The organism is Aeromonas cavernicola (assembly GCF_002795305.1).
In the GTDB taxonomy this organism is placed as follows: Bacteria; Pseudomonadota; Gammaproteobacteria; order Enterobacterales; family Aeromonadaceae; genus Aeromonas; species Aeromonas cavernicola.
Window position 1 is genome coordinate 1 of sequence record NZ_PGGC01000149.1, and the last position, 15,685, is coordinate 15,685.

General features: G+C 56.7%; 14 protein-coding genes. 5 read left to right on the forward strand and 9 right to left on the reverse strand.

Annotation, left to right across the window (positions count from 1 at the left end):
• Positions 1-265: IS66 family transposase (locus tag CUC53_RS15165; RefSeq protein ID WP_157798294.1), on the forward strand; the 265-nt coding region annotated here is incomplete at its 5' end.
• A 201-nt stretch (positions 266-466) separates the two neighbouring features.
• Here CUC53_RS15165 and CUC53_RS15170 read toward each other — a convergent pair.
• Entirely contained in the window at positions 467-1,663 is a 1,197-nt protein-coding gene (locus tag CUC53_RS15170) for a MalY/PatB family protein (RefSeq protein ID WP_100294926.1), read from the reverse strand.
• A gap of 154 nt (positions 1,664-1,817) precedes the next feature.
• Positions 1,818-3,401, reverse strand: a complete 1,584-nt coding sequence (gene malX / locus CUC53_RS15175; RefSeq protein ID WP_100294927.1) for a maltose/glucose-specific PTS transporter subunit IIBC — start codon at positions 3,399-3,401, stop codon at positions 1,818-1,820.
• Positions 3,402-3,827: 426 nt separating this feature from the next.
• On the opposite strand from malX, the gene malI reads away from it, so the two are divergent.
• On the forward strand, positions 3,828-4,865 hold the full coding sequence (gene malI / locus CUC53_RS15180; protein ID WP_100294938.1) for a Mal regulon transcriptional regulator MalI: 1,038 nt from the start codon (positions 3,828-3,830) through the stop codon (positions 4,863-4,865).
• Positions 4,866-5,088: 223 nt separating this feature from the next.
• Here the strand turns inward: malI and CUC53_RS15185 are convergent, their stop codons facing one another.
• The 7 genes from CUC53_RS15185 to hemA all read right to left on the reverse strand — a co-directional run bounded on the left by CUC53_RS15185 (position 5,089) and on the right by hemA (position 12,469).
• Complete coding sequence (locus CUC53_RS15185; protein WP_100294928.1) at positions 5,089-6,369, reverse strand: dicarboxylate/amino acid:cation symporter; 1,281 nt, start codon at positions 6,367-6,369, stop codon at positions 5,089-5,091.
• 310 nt (positions 6,370-6,679) lie between these two features.
• On the reverse strand, positions 6,680-7,534 hold the full coding sequence (gene kdsA, locus CUC53_RS15190; RefSeq protein WP_100294929.1) for a 3-deoxy-8-phosphooctulonate synthase: 855 nt from the start codon (positions 7,532-7,534) through the stop codon (positions 6,680-6,682).
• Positions 7,535-7,961: 427 nt separating this feature from the next.
• Positions 7,962-8,762 (reverse strand): SirB1 family protein, encoded by an 801-nt coding sequence (locus tag CUC53_RS15195; RefSeq protein ID WP_100294930.1) that lies wholly within the window; start codon positions 8,760-8,762, stop codon positions 7,962-7,964.
• Between the two features lie 11 nt (positions 8,763-8,773).
• The gene (locus CUC53_RS15200; RefSeq protein ID WP_100294931.1) at positions 8,774-9,160 is read right to left on the reverse strand and encodes a SirB2 family protein; all 387 of its coding nucleotides are present in this window, start codon (positions 9,158-9,160) and stop codon (positions 8,774-8,776) included.
• Positions 9,147-10,004 carry a peptide chain release factor N(5)-glutamine methyltransferase gene (gene prmC / locus CUC53_RS15205; RefSeq protein ID WP_100294932.1) on the reverse strand — a complete coding sequence of 286 codons (858 nt, stop codon included), beginning with the start codon at positions 10,002-10,004 and terminating at the stop codon, positions 9,147-9,149. The genes CUC53_RS15200 and prmC overlap by 14 nt, the downstream gene beginning before the upstream one ends.
• A gap of 60 nt (positions 10,005-10,064) precedes the next feature.
• Complete coding sequence (prfA, locus tag CUC53_RS15210) at positions 10,065-11,153, reverse strand: peptide chain release factor 1 (protein WP_100294933.1); 1,089 nt, start codon at positions 11,151-11,153, stop codon at positions 10,065-10,067.
• A 59-nt stretch (positions 11,154-11,212) separates the two neighbouring features.
• On the reverse strand, positions 11,213-12,469 hold the full coding sequence (gene hemA, locus CUC53_RS15215; protein ID WP_167386771.1) for a glutamyl-tRNA reductase: 1,257 nt from the start codon (positions 12,467-12,469) through the stop codon (positions 11,213-11,215).
• Positions 12,470-12,596: 127 nt separating this feature from the next.
• Between hemA and lolB the strand changes: the two genes are divergently transcribed.
• From lolB to CUC53_RS15230, 3 genes are all read left to right on the forward strand, one after another.
• Complete coding sequence (gene lolB, locus CUC53_RS15220) at positions 12,597-13,175, forward strand: lipoprotein insertase outer membrane protein LolB (RefSeq protein WP_100294935.1); 579 nt, start codon at positions 12,597-12,599, stop codon at positions 13,173-13,175.
• Positions 13,175-14,041: a 4-(cytidine 5'-diphospho)-2-C-methyl-D-erythritol kinase gene (gene ispE / locus CUC53_RS15225; RefSeq protein ID WP_100294936.1), complete on the forward strand. Its 867-nt coding sequence runs from the start codon at positions 13,175-13,177 to the stop codon at positions 14,039-14,041. Before lolB ends, ispE begins: the two co-directional genes overlap by 1 nt.
• A gap of 202 nt (positions 14,042-14,243) precedes the next feature.
• The gene (locus tag CUC53_RS15230) at positions 14,244-15,191 is read left to right on the forward strand and encodes a ribose-phosphate pyrophosphokinase (protein ID WP_100294937.1); all 948 of its coding nucleotides are present in this window, start codon (positions 14,244-14,246) and stop codon (positions 15,189-15,191) included.
• Positions 15,192-15,685 lie beyond the last annotated feature (494 nt).

The following is a 15,685-nucleotide window of genomic DNA, read 5'->3' on the forward strand; positions in this document are numbered from 1 at the left end:
GTTTATGAGTGATGAGGATATTCCGCTGACGAACAATGAGGCGGAACGAGCGCTGCGCGGCTATGTGCTGTGGCGCAAAGGGAGCTACGGCGTGTGCTCACATCGTGGCGAGTTGTTTCGCCAGCGTATCCTGTCGTTGGTGGAGACAGCCAAACGCTTGGGACGTTGTCCTCAGGAGTGGCTGCGCGCCATCGTCAAAGCCTGCATCGAGAAAACGGATTACCCCATCCCTGCCGAATTGTGTGCGTCAAGCCCCTGCCGGTGAACGGTTACCATAAAGGGAAGCTCACGATTAGAAACGTTTCGTTTTTTGACCTCTATCAACATCCGAGTAAATCAGTGACCCCATCTTGTTATCGTGGCAAACCAAGCTGGCCAACTCCCCCGGTAATCCCCCCACTATCGGGGAGAGGTGGTGTTCTTGCTCAATCGCTAGTCCCAGATCCACTTATCCCACCTAATCCGGTCATCCCACTTCCCCTAGCGCGCCGATCAGGGCGTCGAGGCCTTGATCTACTTTGCAGCGCGAGCAGCCGACGTTAAGGCGCACAAAGCCCTTGCCCTCGGGGCCGTAGGTGTCGCCGCGCATAATGGCAACCTTGTATTTCGCCACCAGCAGGTGCTGCAACCTATCCATCCGTTCGGTGGTGTCGATGCCAAGGCCGTTCAGATCAATCCACGCCAGATAGGTGGCTTCCGGCACCTGATAGCCGATGGCCGGAAAAGCGCCATTGAGCCGCTCAGCCACCCGCTGCAAATTGCCGTGTAGATAGGCCTTAAGCGCATCAAGCCAAGCATCCCCCTCTCGATAGGCACTGATATGGGCCAAGATCCCAAGGATCGGCGGGGAAGAGAGGCCATGGGCCGCTTTTAGCTGCTGTAAATAGGCGGTGCGCACTGGCTCGCTGGGAATAACGGCGTAAGCGCCGCCAAGGGCCGGAATATTGAACGATTTCGAGCCCGAGCTGACCAGCGCCCAGTGATCGTCTTGTGCTACTTCGCTCCACGGCAGATAGCGCGCAAAGCTGATGTCCATGTGGATGTCATCGGAGATCACCTTCACCCCATGGCGCTGACAAATCGCCGCCATCTGGGTCAGCTCTTGCCGCGTCCAGACCCGACCGGTGGGGTTATGGGGACTGCACAGCAGCAAAATCCGGCACTCGGGGCGAGCGGCTTGCTGCTCAAAATTGGCCCAATCTATCTGATAACGTCCCTGCTCCTTGAGCAGCGGGCACGGCAGCAGCACCCGGTCGTTGGCGGCCAACATAGTGGCGAAGGCGTCGTAGGCGGGGGTGTGCACCAACACCCCCTCCCCCGGTGCCGACCAAAGGCTCACCAACTGGGCAATCACATAGATAACTGACGGGCCGTAGACCAGCGTCTCGGGGTTAAGCTGCGCCCCGTAACGGCGGGCAAACCAAGCGCTGATGGCGCCCTTAAAGTCCGCGTGATTCCAGCGGCTGTAGCCAAACACACCGTGTTCCAAACGCTGGGCCAAGGTCTTGCGGATGCAGGGGGCCGTCTCTATATCCATGTCGGAGATGGTAAAGGGGAGCAAATCGGCATGGCCAAAGCGGTCGGCCACGTAGTCCCACTGGGTGCAGTAGGTGCCATATCGGTCAACCACACGATCAAAATCAAACAGCTCGGGTACACCCATTCGGTTTCTCCTGTTCCAGATCACCACCAACAAGGCGGCCATCATGGGCGATGGCCACTGGTCAGCCATAAATTCAGGGGGCATCGCGCCCCCTGTTGTGTTACATCACAGTCTTATCGCACGGAGTGACATCGTGCTCTTTCATCAGTGCCTTCTAGCTGACCATCAAGTGCTGCAGCTGGTTTTTCACCAGATGCACTTGCGGGCCAATCACCACCTGCACATTGTGCTCGTCGAGCTTAATCACCCCAATGGCGCCGTTGGCTTTTAAGGTGGCGTCATCCACTAAGTCCATGTCCTGCACCGACATCCGCAGCCGCGTGATGCAGTTATCCAGGGCCAAGATATTGCCCGCGCCGCCCAAGGCCCGCAGGATCACTTCACCGTTATAGCCGCCGTGGCCAGTTTTGGTGCCCGGCACTGGGCTGTCACTGGCGTCACTCTCGCGGCTGTCGGTTTCACGGCCGGGGGTTGTCAGGTTAAAGCGCACGATGGCAAAGCGGAAGACCGCGTAATAGACCACAAACCAGATCCCCGCGACCACTGGCACCAAATACCACTTGGTGGCGGTGCCTTGCAGCACACCAAACACCAGAAAATCGATGAGGTTGCCGTCGGTGTTGCCGATGGTGACCCCCAGCAACCCCATGGTCATAAAGCCAAGACCGGTCAGGATGGCGTGGAACAGATAGAGCAGCGGGGCCACGAATAGGAACAAGAACTCCAGCGGTTCAGTAATGCCGCCAATCACACAGGCAACCACCCCAGAGAGCAGCAGCGCCTTGATCTTGCTGCGATTCTCTACCTTGGCGCAGTGATACATGGCCAGTGCCGCCCCCGGCAAACCGCCCAGAAACGCGGGCATCTTACCTTGGGACAAGAACGAGGTGGCCGACACCGAGAAGCCTTTGGTATCAGCGCAAGCAAGCTCGGCATAGAAAATGTTGAGGGCGCCGCTCACCTCGTTGCCACACACCAGCTGGCTGCCGCCCGCCTCGGTGAAACGAATGAGCGCCACCAGAATGTGGTGCAAGCCCAGCGGCAGCAACAAGCGCTCACCCGTGCCAAACATAAAGGGACCAAAGGGGCCTGCATGGGAGATCCCGGCCCCAATACCGTTGATCCCTGCCGCAAACCAAGGCCACACCAGCGGCACCAGCAAGCCCACCACCCCTAGCACCAGCACCGTGATGATCGGCACAAAACGGGCACCGCCAAAAAAGGCGAGCGCGTCAGGCATCTGGTAGGTGTAAAAACGGGCGTGCAGTTTAGCGACCATCACCCCGACGATGATGGCCCCCAAAATCCCGGTATCGATAGAGCTGATCCCGAGGATCGATTTCACCCCGTAGGCCTTCTCCGCCGCCGCATCGCCAATAACATTGGCCACCGTCAGGTAGAAGTTGATGGAGAGGTTGAGCGTGGCGTAGCCGACAAAACCGGCAAAGGCGGCGACCCCTTTCTCTTCGCGGGCCAGCCCGAGCGGAATCGCCACCGCAAACATCACTGGCAGGTAGATAAACGCCACCAGCCCCACCTTGGTCATCCAAAGGAACAGCAGTTGCAACAGGGTGTTATCAAGGAAGGGCATGCTCTGCTTGACCGCATCGCTGGTCAGCGAGCTGCCGATGCCGAGCAAAATACCGGAAAACGCCAAGAGCGCCACCGGCAGCATAAAGGTCTTGCCGAGGCTCTGTAGAAACTCCCAAATCGTCGATTTGGCGGGGGATTTGGCCATCTTGTTTCTGATCCTTGTGAAATAAATAGCGACGGGCGCTGATAGCTGCGGCGATCAATCACGCCAGCTTGCTTGACCCATTCATGGTCTTAAACCACCCCGTTACGCGGCTCGGTTGCGGCACCGCCAAGGTGGACGGGCAACAAGCAAGTGAGTGGGCAGCATGGCCGGCACATCGGCCTAGGCCAGCAACAGCGTCCCTCTGCGGTTGCATTATTGCGGCTACATCGTTGCGGCGGTATGGTGGTGTTAACCCATGATAAAACGATTTACCTAGCTGCAACTGCCAACATGATCACAGAATGATGCGGCAATGGAGCAGAAGGAGCGAAAAAGTGTGACCCCGCGGGCGGCGAGAGTGATGTAACGTTTCACTTGGCTATCCAAGGCGCTATGCTATGGCTTTCTCAGCCGCCTCTGGTCGATATGCCAGCTAAATCATCCGTTGCTAAACACGCCAAGATCACCGATGTGGCCTCGCTCGCTGGGGTATCGGTCACTACTGTTTCCATGGTGCTGCGCGGTAAAGGGCGGATCTCCCCCGCCACCGCAGCGCGGGTGCAACAGGCGATTGCCACACTGCACTATGTGCCCAACAGCGCCGCCGTGAATCTGCGCAGCCAACAATCCAATCTGGTGGGATTGATCTTACGCGATATCACCGACCCTTTTTATACCGAGGTCACCGCAGGGGTCAGCGAGGTGCTGGATCAGCAAGGCTATCTGTTGTTTTTGACCCAATGCGGTCACAGCCCGGAGCGGTTGCAGCAGAGCATTCAGTCGCTGTCACGCCAAGGGGTGGCGGGCATCATCTTTAATCCGGTGCGTGGTGCAGCCGCCAGCACCTTACAGGCCCTGTTCGACTCAGCACTTCCGGTGGTATGCGCGGCGCGCTCTTACTATCGGGATGACGTGGACTTTATCGGCCCCGATAACACCCTCGCAGCCCAGCAGGCCACCACCTACCTCATCGAGCAGGGCCACCGCCATATCGCCTATGTGGGAGGGCGCACCGACTCGCTCACCCGGGCCGAACGCATCGGTGGCTACTGTGCCAGCCTGCTGCAATATGGCCTGCCTTTTAAACCAGAGTGGGTGCTTGAGTGTGAACGCAGCCAGCGCAGTGCCGCCGACACCATCAGCCAGCTGCTGCACCAGCACCCCAAGGTCACTGCGGTGCTGTGCCACTCCCCTAACGTGGCCCTCGGCGGCCTGTATGGGGTCGAAGCCAGCGGCCGCAGCGTCGGCAAAGATAACTACATCGGTCAGCAGGTGGCCCTGCTCGGCTTTGACGACGTGGCCGAGGCCGAACTCACCTCTCCGCCACTGACCTTTATTAGCTCACCCGCCCGGGAGATTGGCCGCCAAGCCGCCCTGCGGCTGCTGGCTCGGATGCAGCAGCCCGACCTTACCCCCACCCGCCACATCATCACCCCGCATTTGCAAAAACGGGCATCAGCGTAAGGGCCATGTTGGCAATCCATCACCATGGGGATCTCCCTGTCGCAAGGAGCCGCATCTTGGCTGGTGTCACGCTCAGCGAGCGCCTGATTGCGAGCTGCGTTTGGCGCTGATAAAAAACAGCCCAGCAAGCTTGGCTTACTGGGCTGTGGGTCCCGCTGACCATTGAGCAATCGTCGCTGGTCAGCTGTAGCTGTGGATCAGGCTCGCGCAGAGCGCGGTCGCGTTATGCGTTGTTGGCTGCCGGTTCTACTGCCTTGTTAGTCAGCACATCATTCATCTGCTGCTGGTCTAACTGCTTGCAATATTTCGCCACCACGACGGTTGCAACCCCATTACCGATCAGGTTGGTCAGGGCCCGCGCTTCAGACATGAAGCGGTCGATCCCCAAAATCAGTGCTAATCCAGCCAGTGGCAGGTGACCCACCGCTGAAATGGTGGCCGCCAGCACAATAAAGCCGCTGCCCGTCACTCCGGCCGCCCCCTTGGAGGAGATCAGCAAGACCAGCAGCAAGGTAAATTGCTGGAACAGGTCGAGCGGGGTATTGGTCGCTTGGGCGATAAACACGGCTGCCATGGTCAGATAGATTGAGGTGCCATCTAAGTTAAAGGAGTAGCCGGTCGGGATCACCAACCCCACTACCGACTTCTGGCAACCCAGCTTCTCCATCTTATCCAGCATCCGTGGTAACACAGACTCTGATGAAGAGGTGCCCAGCACGATCAGCAACTCTTCACGGATGTAGGCAATAAAGCGGAAAATGCTGAAACCTGACGCTTTGGCAATGCTGCCCAGCACGACAAAAATAAAGAAGAGGCAGGTGATATAGAAGCAGGCAATAAGTTGCCCCAACTGCACCAGTGAACCGACCCCATATTTGCCGATGGTAAATGCCATGGCACCAAACGCACCGATGGGGGCGACCCGCATGATCATGTTAATGATGCCAAAAATGACTTTTGAGAAGCTGTCGATAACCCCAAAAATCACGTTACCCTTCTCGCCAGCATGGTGGAGCGAGAAGCCAAACAGCACCGAAAATAGCAGCACCTGCAGGATATTACCGCCAGCAAATGCCCCGATCACACTGCCAGGAATAATATCCAGCAAGAAGGGGATGATCCCTTGTGATTTAGCTTGTTCGGCATACGCGGAGATGGCCGATGCATCGAGCGCAGCCGGATCGACGTTCATGCCCACCCCAGGTTGCAGCAAGTTGACCACGCATAAACCAATGATCAGCGCGATGGTACTGACGACCTCGAAATAAAACAGCGCAATAGCCCCTGTTTTGCCGACCGCTTTCATGCTCTCCATGCCGGCAATACCGGTCACCACGGTACAGAAAATAACCGGAGCAATGACCATTTTTATCAACTTCACAAACCCATCCCCCAGCGGCTTCATATCCGCTCCCAAGGTTGGGTAAAAGTGCCCAAGCAATACCCCGAGGGTTATCGCCACCAGCACCTGAAAATAGAGGCTGCCCATGATCTTTCTGCTCATATCCTTCATCCCTTTGATTTATTTATTGGTATGCCGCGCTCAGCCAACCGCACACAACAAAAAACGCAGGAGACCATGGGCATCCCGAGTATTTGCTATGAGGGCCGAGCACAGAGGGTTATTTTCTCATGTTAAGAAATGAAGTGAAGCGACTTCAATCACACAACATTGGTAACGTTTTATAAATATTTTACCAACCCTTGATCACAACCGATGCGGGGCTCACAACGGCAATAACAGCGGTGGGGGGAACTACATAACCGTACGAGCCCATGTTATTGGGCTCGCAGGGTAAGCAATGAGCGAGGGATTAGATAGCGGTATCGAGCGGTGCAAAGCTTTTGATCAGGTCATCAATCGCCTTCATCTGCTTGAGAAAGCCTTCCAGCTTGTCGAGCGGCAGGGCGCTTGGGCCATCACAGCGAGCCACCTTCGGATCGGGGTGCGACTCGATAAAGAGACCGGCCAGACCAACCGCCATCCCTGCACGGGCCAGCTCGGTCACCTGCTCGCGACGGCCACCCGAGGCGGCCCCCAGCGGATCACGGCACTGCAGGGAGTGGGTCACGTCGAAGATCACCGGGTAACCACCGGTGCTCTTTTTCATCACGCCAAGGCCGAGCATGTCCACCACTAGATTGTCATAACCGAAGTTGGCACCGCGCTCGCACAGGATCAGCCGATCGTTGCCACACTCCTCGAACTTGTCGGTGATGTTTTTCATTTGGCTGGGGCTCAGGAACTGCGGCTTTTTGATGTTAATGACGTTGCCGGTGCGGGCCATGGCCTCGATGAGATCAGTCTGGCGCGCCAAGAAGGCAGGCAACTGGATAACATCCACCACCTCGGCCACCGGCTTAGCCTGATGGGGCTCGTGCAGATCGGAGATCACCGGCATGCCAAAGGTCGCTTTCAGCTCTTGGAAAATTTTCATCCCCTCTTCTAAACCCGGTCCGCGATAGGAGTGGATGGAGGAGCGGTTAGCCTTATCCCAGCTGGCTTTGAACACGAAGGGGATGCCCAGCTTAGTGGTCACTTCTAGGTACTTTTCACACACCGCCATCGCCATGTCCCGTGACTCCAGTACGTTCATGCCGCCAAACAGCACGAACGGTTTATCGTTGGCGACGTTGATCTGGTTGATCTTGATATTCTTCTGTTCCATTTCAGGCATCCTTAAAGTGAAAGAGCTTGCATTCAAGTCGCGCCGTTATCGCTTAACGCCCCCATCTCGCTAAACGGCGGGGGCAGTTTACTGGAAGCGAGGTCAAGGGGCTTGAATCCAAGTCAATGTCGCTGCCGCTAAGGCGCTGCGACATTGATCATTGTATTGTGTGGTGTAGTTGCTACGCGCTCTTGCCCCTATCCCTGTAGGCATTATTAGCACCGCTGGCACAGCCTGTTTGGTTGCCCCTCGCCCAGTCAGGCTCATTGGGCAACCCCAACCAGTTGGGCGCTCCCCGCGCCGTCAGCCGCAGCGCGCGCAAAGCACCCAGCGTACATGGAGTACGTGAGGATTTCGAGCTCTGCGCAAGACCAAGGTGGTACGTGACATCAGCCAACTGATGGGATAGGTGCTTAATCCTGCGTGACTAGTGGAGAGGTTTGGGGCTCAAATCCAGTGATGCCAGCTGCATTTTGAGCATATCGGCCACCGGATCATCGGGACACTGTTCAATAAAATACTCAAAATCATCAGCAGCAAAGCGTGGGCAATCGAGCTGTTCGAAAATAAAGCCGCGATCCCTGATTTCTAAGGGATCACCCGGCTTCATCCGCAATAACAGTTCACTGCAACGCAGCGCCTCGGTCATGCGCTCTTCGCGCAGCAGGGCCCCCTTACAGACATTGAGCAGTCGTTCGATGATCTCCCACTGATCCGCTGGTTGCAGATGATCTGGAGTCAAGGTAGCCAGATCCCCCAATGAGCCACGCAACAACAGCTCAATATGGGACAGGCTCAGCTCATCACCGGTGAAGGGATCGACATAGACCTTGCCCTCTTCACCTGAAAAGCTCAGTAAGAAATGGCCGGGAAAGCAGATCCCCTCCACCCCGAGCCCCAGCTTGCGGCCTAACTGAATAATGAGGATGCCAAGGCTGACCGGCATCCCTTGGCGACGCAGCAGCACCTGCGCCATATCACAATTGTTGGCCGAAAAATAATCACGCCAATTACCATGAAAGCCCAAGCGATGGTAAAAACCTTGCAGCAACTGCTGGCGAACCTCGTCGCAGGAGCCATCAGCAATCTGCTCATCGAGCCACTCATCGAGCAGTTGCAGCTCACGTAGCCCCTCTTGGGCAAAACCGTAAATCTCGTCGCTCACCGCAAGGGCCAACTCGGCAATGTCATAGGCGTCAAAGTCGGTCCATTCATCTATACGTAACATCTATCTTTGCCTTAACCGAACACACTCGCCTGTTTAAGCAGTGCTAGTTTGGCAATGAAGTAAATCCACCCCAATGCCCCCAGAAAACAGCACCAACGAAGCAGCGCACTTTTAGCCAACCCCAACGCCATGGCGGCGAGAAAAACCAGCGCCAGCACCCCACTTAGCTTTTCACTCAACCACGGCACCCCGTTATTAAACGGATTGAGATCCAGCATGATGCAAAGCAATACCCCAGTGAGCACCACCAAACCGTTAAACAGATCGCTGGTATGCTGGACACGGACACGGTGAACACCAGTTTGACCATCATAAAAGCGCAGCATAAACAGCACTAAAGCCCCCGCGATCAGGGTCAGATGCAGATGCTTGAGCATCAGGTAACTATTCAATTCCATCCTCACTACCCACCGCAGGACGCATCGCCTGGGTTACTCGTTCGTTATCGCCATAATCACGTACCGTGCTCACCGCCCGATAACCGAGATCTTGCAGGAGCTGGCGCACTACACTCCCCTGCTGCCAGCCATGCTCCAACAACAACCACCCATCGGGTTGCAAATAGGAGGGCGCATGAGTGGCAATGTGGCGAATATCCGCCAGCCCCCCCTCTTGCGCGACCAAGGCAGAGCGAGGTTCAAAACGCAGGTCGCCCTCCGCCAGATGAGGATCGTCACGCTCGATATACGGGGGATTAGAGACAATCACCGCAAACAACGGGGCATCCGCCAGTGGCGCAAACCAGCTGCCATCCCGTACCGTCACCGGCAACTCCAAGCTGGCACTGTTGTCACGCGCTAGTGCAGCCGCGTCAGCCATTCGATCCACAGCCCATACATCGGCATCAGGTCGCTCAGACTTGAGCGCTAATGCGATAGCGCCGGTGCCAGTCCCCAGATCCAACACCGCACATGGGCCATGGGGGAGCTTGGTCAACGCCTGCTCGACCAGTAGTTCGGTATCGGGGCGTGGGATCAAAGTGGCGGGGCTCACTTTAAGGGGCAACGACCAAAACTCGCGCTCCCCCACCAGATGGGCGATGGGCTCTCCCGCCAGACGACGAGTCAGCCACCCTTGCAACCTATCTAGTTGCGCGGTATCTAACTCGCGTTCAGGCCAGGTCATCAGGTAGCTGCGCCGACACCCCAATAGGTGACACAGCAGCACATCAGCATCGGCCCGAGGAGACTCCCCCCCCGCCAAGGTGGTCATGATATAAACGCGCGCCAGCTGAATTTGCATTAGATGAGCCTCACCCGCTGGCTCTGCCCTCGCTCTCTGTGGGTCATATCAGATGCCCCATTAATTGCTTTCGGCCAGCGAGGCCAGCTGATCGGCTTGGTACTCGTGCACCAGCGGGGTGATCACGCAATCGAGATCCCCTTCGAGGATCTCGGAGAGGCGATAGAGAGTGAGGTTAATACGGTGCTCGGAGAGGCGGCCCTGCGGGTAGTTATAAGTACGAATCCGCTCGGAGCGATCGCCTGATCCCACCAGATTACGGCGAGTACTCTGCTCGGCAGCGCGGTGACGCTCATCTTCAGCCGCCTGCAAACGGGCCGCTAGCACCGACATCGCCTTGGCACGGTTCTTGTGCTGAGAGCGCTCATCCTGACACTCCACCACCAGCCCCGTCGGCAGGTGAGTGATACGAATCGCCGAATCGGTCTTGTTGACGTGCTGGCCACCGGCCCCAGAGGCGCGGAAAGTATCAATCTTCAAATCGGCAGAGTTGATCTCAATCTGCTCGGCTTCTGGTACTTCCGGCAGCACCGCAACAGTACAGGCGGAGGTATGAACGCGGCCCTGGGACTCTGTCTCTGGCACCCGCTGCACCCGGTGGCCACCGGATTCAAACTTGAGGCGGCCATAGACGTGTTCGCCGTCGATCTTGGCAATCACCTCTTTATAGCCGCCATATTCGCCGTCGTTGCAACTGACAATCGAGACCCGCCACCCTTGCCGCTCAGCAAAACGGGCGTACATCCTAAACAGGTCACCGGCAAAAATCGCCGCCTCGTCGCCACCGGCCCCGGCACGAATTTCCAGATAGCAATTGTTGTCATCTCTGGGGTCTTTGGGCAGCAGCATCACTTGCAGTTCTTGCTCAAGCGCCTCCAGATTGCTCTTAGCCAGCGGCAGCTCCTCCTGCGCCATTTCACGCAGGTCAGCATCCTCGTCGGTCAGCATCATCTGGGTGCTTTCCAGATCATCTTGCGCCTGACGAAAACGCTGGAAGGCATGAACAATGTCCTCCAACTGGGCGTATTCACGGGTCAGGGCGCGGTAACGCTCCTGATCTGAGACCACATCGGGTTCCCCTAACATGGCCTGCACTTCTTCGTGGCGCTCGATGAGGCCTTCCAACTTTCTGATCAGTGACGGATTCATAACGCTTGTCATCTCAAATTAGAGGAGGGAGCCACCGACATGGCAGCCCCACACAGTGATTATTCTGGTGCTAGCCCCAATGCCAGTCGCAATTGCTTAAGTGTATTGTGATCGTCTTGCGACGCGGCTTGGCGTAGGGCTTGGGTAGGGGCATGAATTAGCTTGTTGGTGAGCCGATGGGCTAACGTCTTGAGCGTCTGCTCCGCACTGTCACCCTGCGCGAGCGCCAATAACGCTCGTTGCAGCTCTTCCTCTGCCACCTGTTGCGATTGCTGACGATAGTCTCGGATAAGATCGACCGAGTTCTGCCCCCGATACCAGCCCATAAACTGGTCGCGCTCTTCTTGCACGATCAGCTCAGCCTCGGCCGCCGCCCGTTTGCGGGTCTCTAGGTTCTGCTCGATGATCCCCTGCAGATCATCCACGGTGTAGAGATAAGCATCGGCCAGTTCATCTACCTGCGCCTCAATATCACGTGGCACGGCGATATCGACTAAAAACATCGGCTTATAACGACGCGCTTTGAGCGCCCGCTCGACCATGCCTTTACCAATGATGGGTAACGGGCTCGCCGTCGAGCTGATCACGATATCCGCCTCGTGCAGATAATCGGGGATCTCTTCCAAGGTCATCACTTTGGCGCCAAATTCGCTCGCCAGCAGCTGGGCCCGTGGCAAGGTACGATTCGCCACCATCATCTGAGTCACATTCTGCTCACGCAGATGACGGGCGACCAGCTCGATGGTCTCACCTGCCCCCACCAACAGCACCTTAGTTTTGGCAAGATCAGCAAAGATACGTCGCCCTAGGCTCACCGCTGCAAAGGCAACCGATACCGCACTGGCGCCGATTTCAGTATCTGTTCGAACTCGCTTGGCGACCGAGAAGGATTTTTGAAACAGGCGCTCAAGCGAGCCTTTCACCGCATCCGATTGCTGAGCGTGAGCATAGGATTGCTTGATTTGCCCCAGGATCTGCGGCTCTCCCAACACCAGCGAATCGAGTCCACACGCGACCCGCATCAGGTGGCGTACCGCCTCTTCATCGTGGTGCTGATAGATGGCGTTGGCGAGTTCGGTGCTCTCCAACCCATGAAACTGCTGCAGCCAGCGCAGCACTTGCTCTTGGCGCTCCCCATCCAAATTGCAGTACAGTTCGGTCCGGTTGCAGGTAGAGACGATCACCGCCTCGCTGACACCAGGCTGGCTCACCAGCTCACGCAACGCGCGATCGATGCAGTCCGGGCCGAAGGCAACCCGTTCTCGTAACGCGACACTGGCGGTGTTGTGGTTAATTCCGAGGGCAAGAAAACTCATGAGTGGGCGCTGATCGTATGTGGACGCTGGCGATAAAGGCCGCCAATTGTACGAGAAAGGGTAAGGCTTTAAAAGCAATACGGCCGCCCCGTATACTGTGACAAATTTTCCTAAGAGGAGTGTCACCTTGTTGCTGCGTCTTTTCACCTTTTGCGCCTTGTTACTATTGGCAGGCTGTACCACCACCGAATCATCGCGAACACAGGTCGATTGGCAACAAGAGCGGGCCCGTCTTGAGCAGTTATCCCACTGGCAACTCTCTGGCAAAATGGCCATTATCACCCCCGAGCAAAAAGGCAGTGCTCGGCTCAACTGGCAGCAAGATGGCGAGGATTATCGCCTCAACCTCACCAGCCTGATCGGCACCCACCTGCTGGAACTCTCTCGCACCAAGGGGGAGATTACCCTGCTCGACAGTGACGGTAATCCCCACCACAGCCAAGATGCCGAAGCGCTGATCTATCAGCTCACCGGCTGGCATATTCCGGTGACCGGATTGCCAGCCTGGATCAAGGGAATACCCGGCAAGGCCGAGTTTGACCTCAATCCTGACCACAGCCTAGCCCGCGTCCGTGATGGCCAGTGGCAGATCGTCTATGACAACTATCGGGATCAAGCGGGTTATCGCCTGCCCCATCAACTGACCATGACTGGCCAAAACAGTCGGCTCAAACTTCAGATCAACCAATGGAGTCTTGCCCCTTAATGGCCGCAACACGCTGGCCTGCACCGGCCAAACTCAACCTATTTTTGCACGTCAATGGCCGTCGTCCCGATGGCTACCACGAGCTACAGACCCTGTTTGTCTTCTTGAACTACGGCGACTGGCTGGAGTTTGAGGTGATCCAAGGCAGTGACCAGCTCACCCTCAGCCCAGCCATTGCCGGGGTGCCGGATGAGCAAAACCTCATTATTCGTGCTGCCCGTCTGCTACAAGCCAAGCTCGCACAGCCGCTGGGGGCCCATATCCGGCTGGCAAAAATCCTGCCCATGGGCGGCGGCATTGGCGGTGGTTCGTCTGATGCAGCCACCACCCTAGTCGCCCTCAACCACCTCTGGCAGGCGGGGCTTGGTGAAGATGAACTGGCGCAACTGGGCATGCAACTGGGGGCTGACGTGCCGGTGTTTGTTCGCGGCCGGGCCGCCTTTGCCGAAGGAGTCGGTGAGCGGCTACAGCCGATCACACTACCCGAACGTTGGTATCTGGTGTTAAAGCCCGATTGCCATGTGGCCACCGCAGCGGTTTTTAAGGACCCAGAACTCCCCCGAGCAACCCCTAAAATGGCGCTGGACCAGCTCCTGACTAGTGAGTGGAAAAACGATTGCGAGGCACTGGTGAAAAAGCGCCACCCTGAGGTTGCCAACGCGCTTAGCTGGTTGCTAGAATACGCGCCGTCAAGAATGACGGGCACTGGAGCCTGCATCTTTGCTCAATTCAAAGATGAGATGGCTGCTCGAGACGTGTTGGCAAACGTGCCGAAAGGGCTAGCTGGGTTTGTTGCCAAAAGCGCAAACAGCTCTCCCCTTATCGATACCTTGCAGCGGCTCAAATCAAGTGAAACCGGGCGCTAATATCCGCCTCATAGTCCCGAGATGTCGTGAGCGGGGCTCACCTGATTTGATGGCGGCGAACATGGACAATGTTGTGCTCGTCCGCCTCCTCGGCATCGCCATCCAGTCTGCTCGTTATCTTGCTAAATCGTTTGCCCCAAAACGATAAGGGTCTGATTTCAGACTCACCCACATATTGGATGCAACCCCGAGGTTTCAAACCGTGCCTGACATGAAGCTGTTTGCTGGTAACGCAACGCCGGAACTAGCCCAGAAAATCGCAGATCGCCTGTTTATCAAACTCGGCAATGCTGCCGTAGGTCGCTTTAGCGACGGCGAGATCAGCGTACAGATCAATGAGAATGTACGTGGTGGCGATATCTTCATCATTCAATCCACCTGTGCCCCGACCAACGACAATTTGATGGAATTGATCGTCATGGTGGATGCGCTGCGTCGTGCTTCAGCTGGCCGTATTACTGCCGTGATCCCCTACTTTGGTTATGCCCGTCAGGACCGCCGCGTCCGCTCTGCCCGTGTTCCTATCACCGCTAAGGTTGTCGCTGACTTCCTCTCCAGCGTCGGTGTCGATCGGGTGCTGACCGTTGACTTGCATGCCGAGCAGATCCAAGGCTTCTTCGACGTTCCGGTCGACAACGTGTTCGGTAGCCCGGTGCTGCTGGAAGACATGAAGTCCAAGAACCTCGAATCTCCTGTGGTCGTCTCCCCAGACATCGGTGGTGTCGTGCGTGCCCGCGCCATCGCCAAGCTGCTGGATGACACCGACATCGCCATCATCGACAAGCGCCGTCCCCGTCCCAACGTCTCCCAGGTCATGCACCTGATCGGTGACGTCGCTGGCCGCGACTGCATCATCGTTGATGACATGATCGACACCGGCGGCACTCTGTGCAAAGCCGCAGAGGCTCTCAAAGAGCGCGGCGCTAAGCGGGTATTCGCTTACGCCACTCACCCGGTCTTCTCCGGTTCTGCGGTCGAGAACATCAAGCACTCGGTGATTGACGAACTGATCATCACCGACTCCATCCCGCTCACCCCAGAGATGAAAGCGGTCGGCAAGGTTAAGCAGTTGACCCTGTCAACGGTGCTGGCTGAAGCCATTCGGCGCATCAGCAATGAAGAGTCCATCTCTGCCATGTTTGAGCATTGATAGCGATTGTTGAGCATACCTTCCGCCTGTTTGCAGTGATCCACATCCGTTGGATCGCTTCATCAGGCGGTTGGGATAAGTTCCGTTAGTACGAAACCACATTCAATAGAGTGCCGTTTATTGTGCTTACGCAGCCGTAATAGCGGTATAGCTGGAACAGTGGATTGATATCGCCATCTCACCCTCCTACCACTCTCGTCTTACCACGCTATCCCCCCCATATTCGCCTTGCACAGACCCACTGACCCTTTCTGTTTCGGTATTTTCTCGGCATTTTTTAGTAACACACTTTTCATATTGCTTGGTGATCACCTATACGCTGGCTCGCAACAGCGATCCCCAACGACAATCCGATAGCCTTATCAGCCATCTTGCGACGAGTAACAGAAGGGGGAACCTGAGGGAACGCTGTGGCAAGCCAGCCAGCACTGATTTTGCTTAGCCATGAAAACAAAACCCCTACTTGTTGGCAGGCCAAGGTTCGGGGTTCGGGC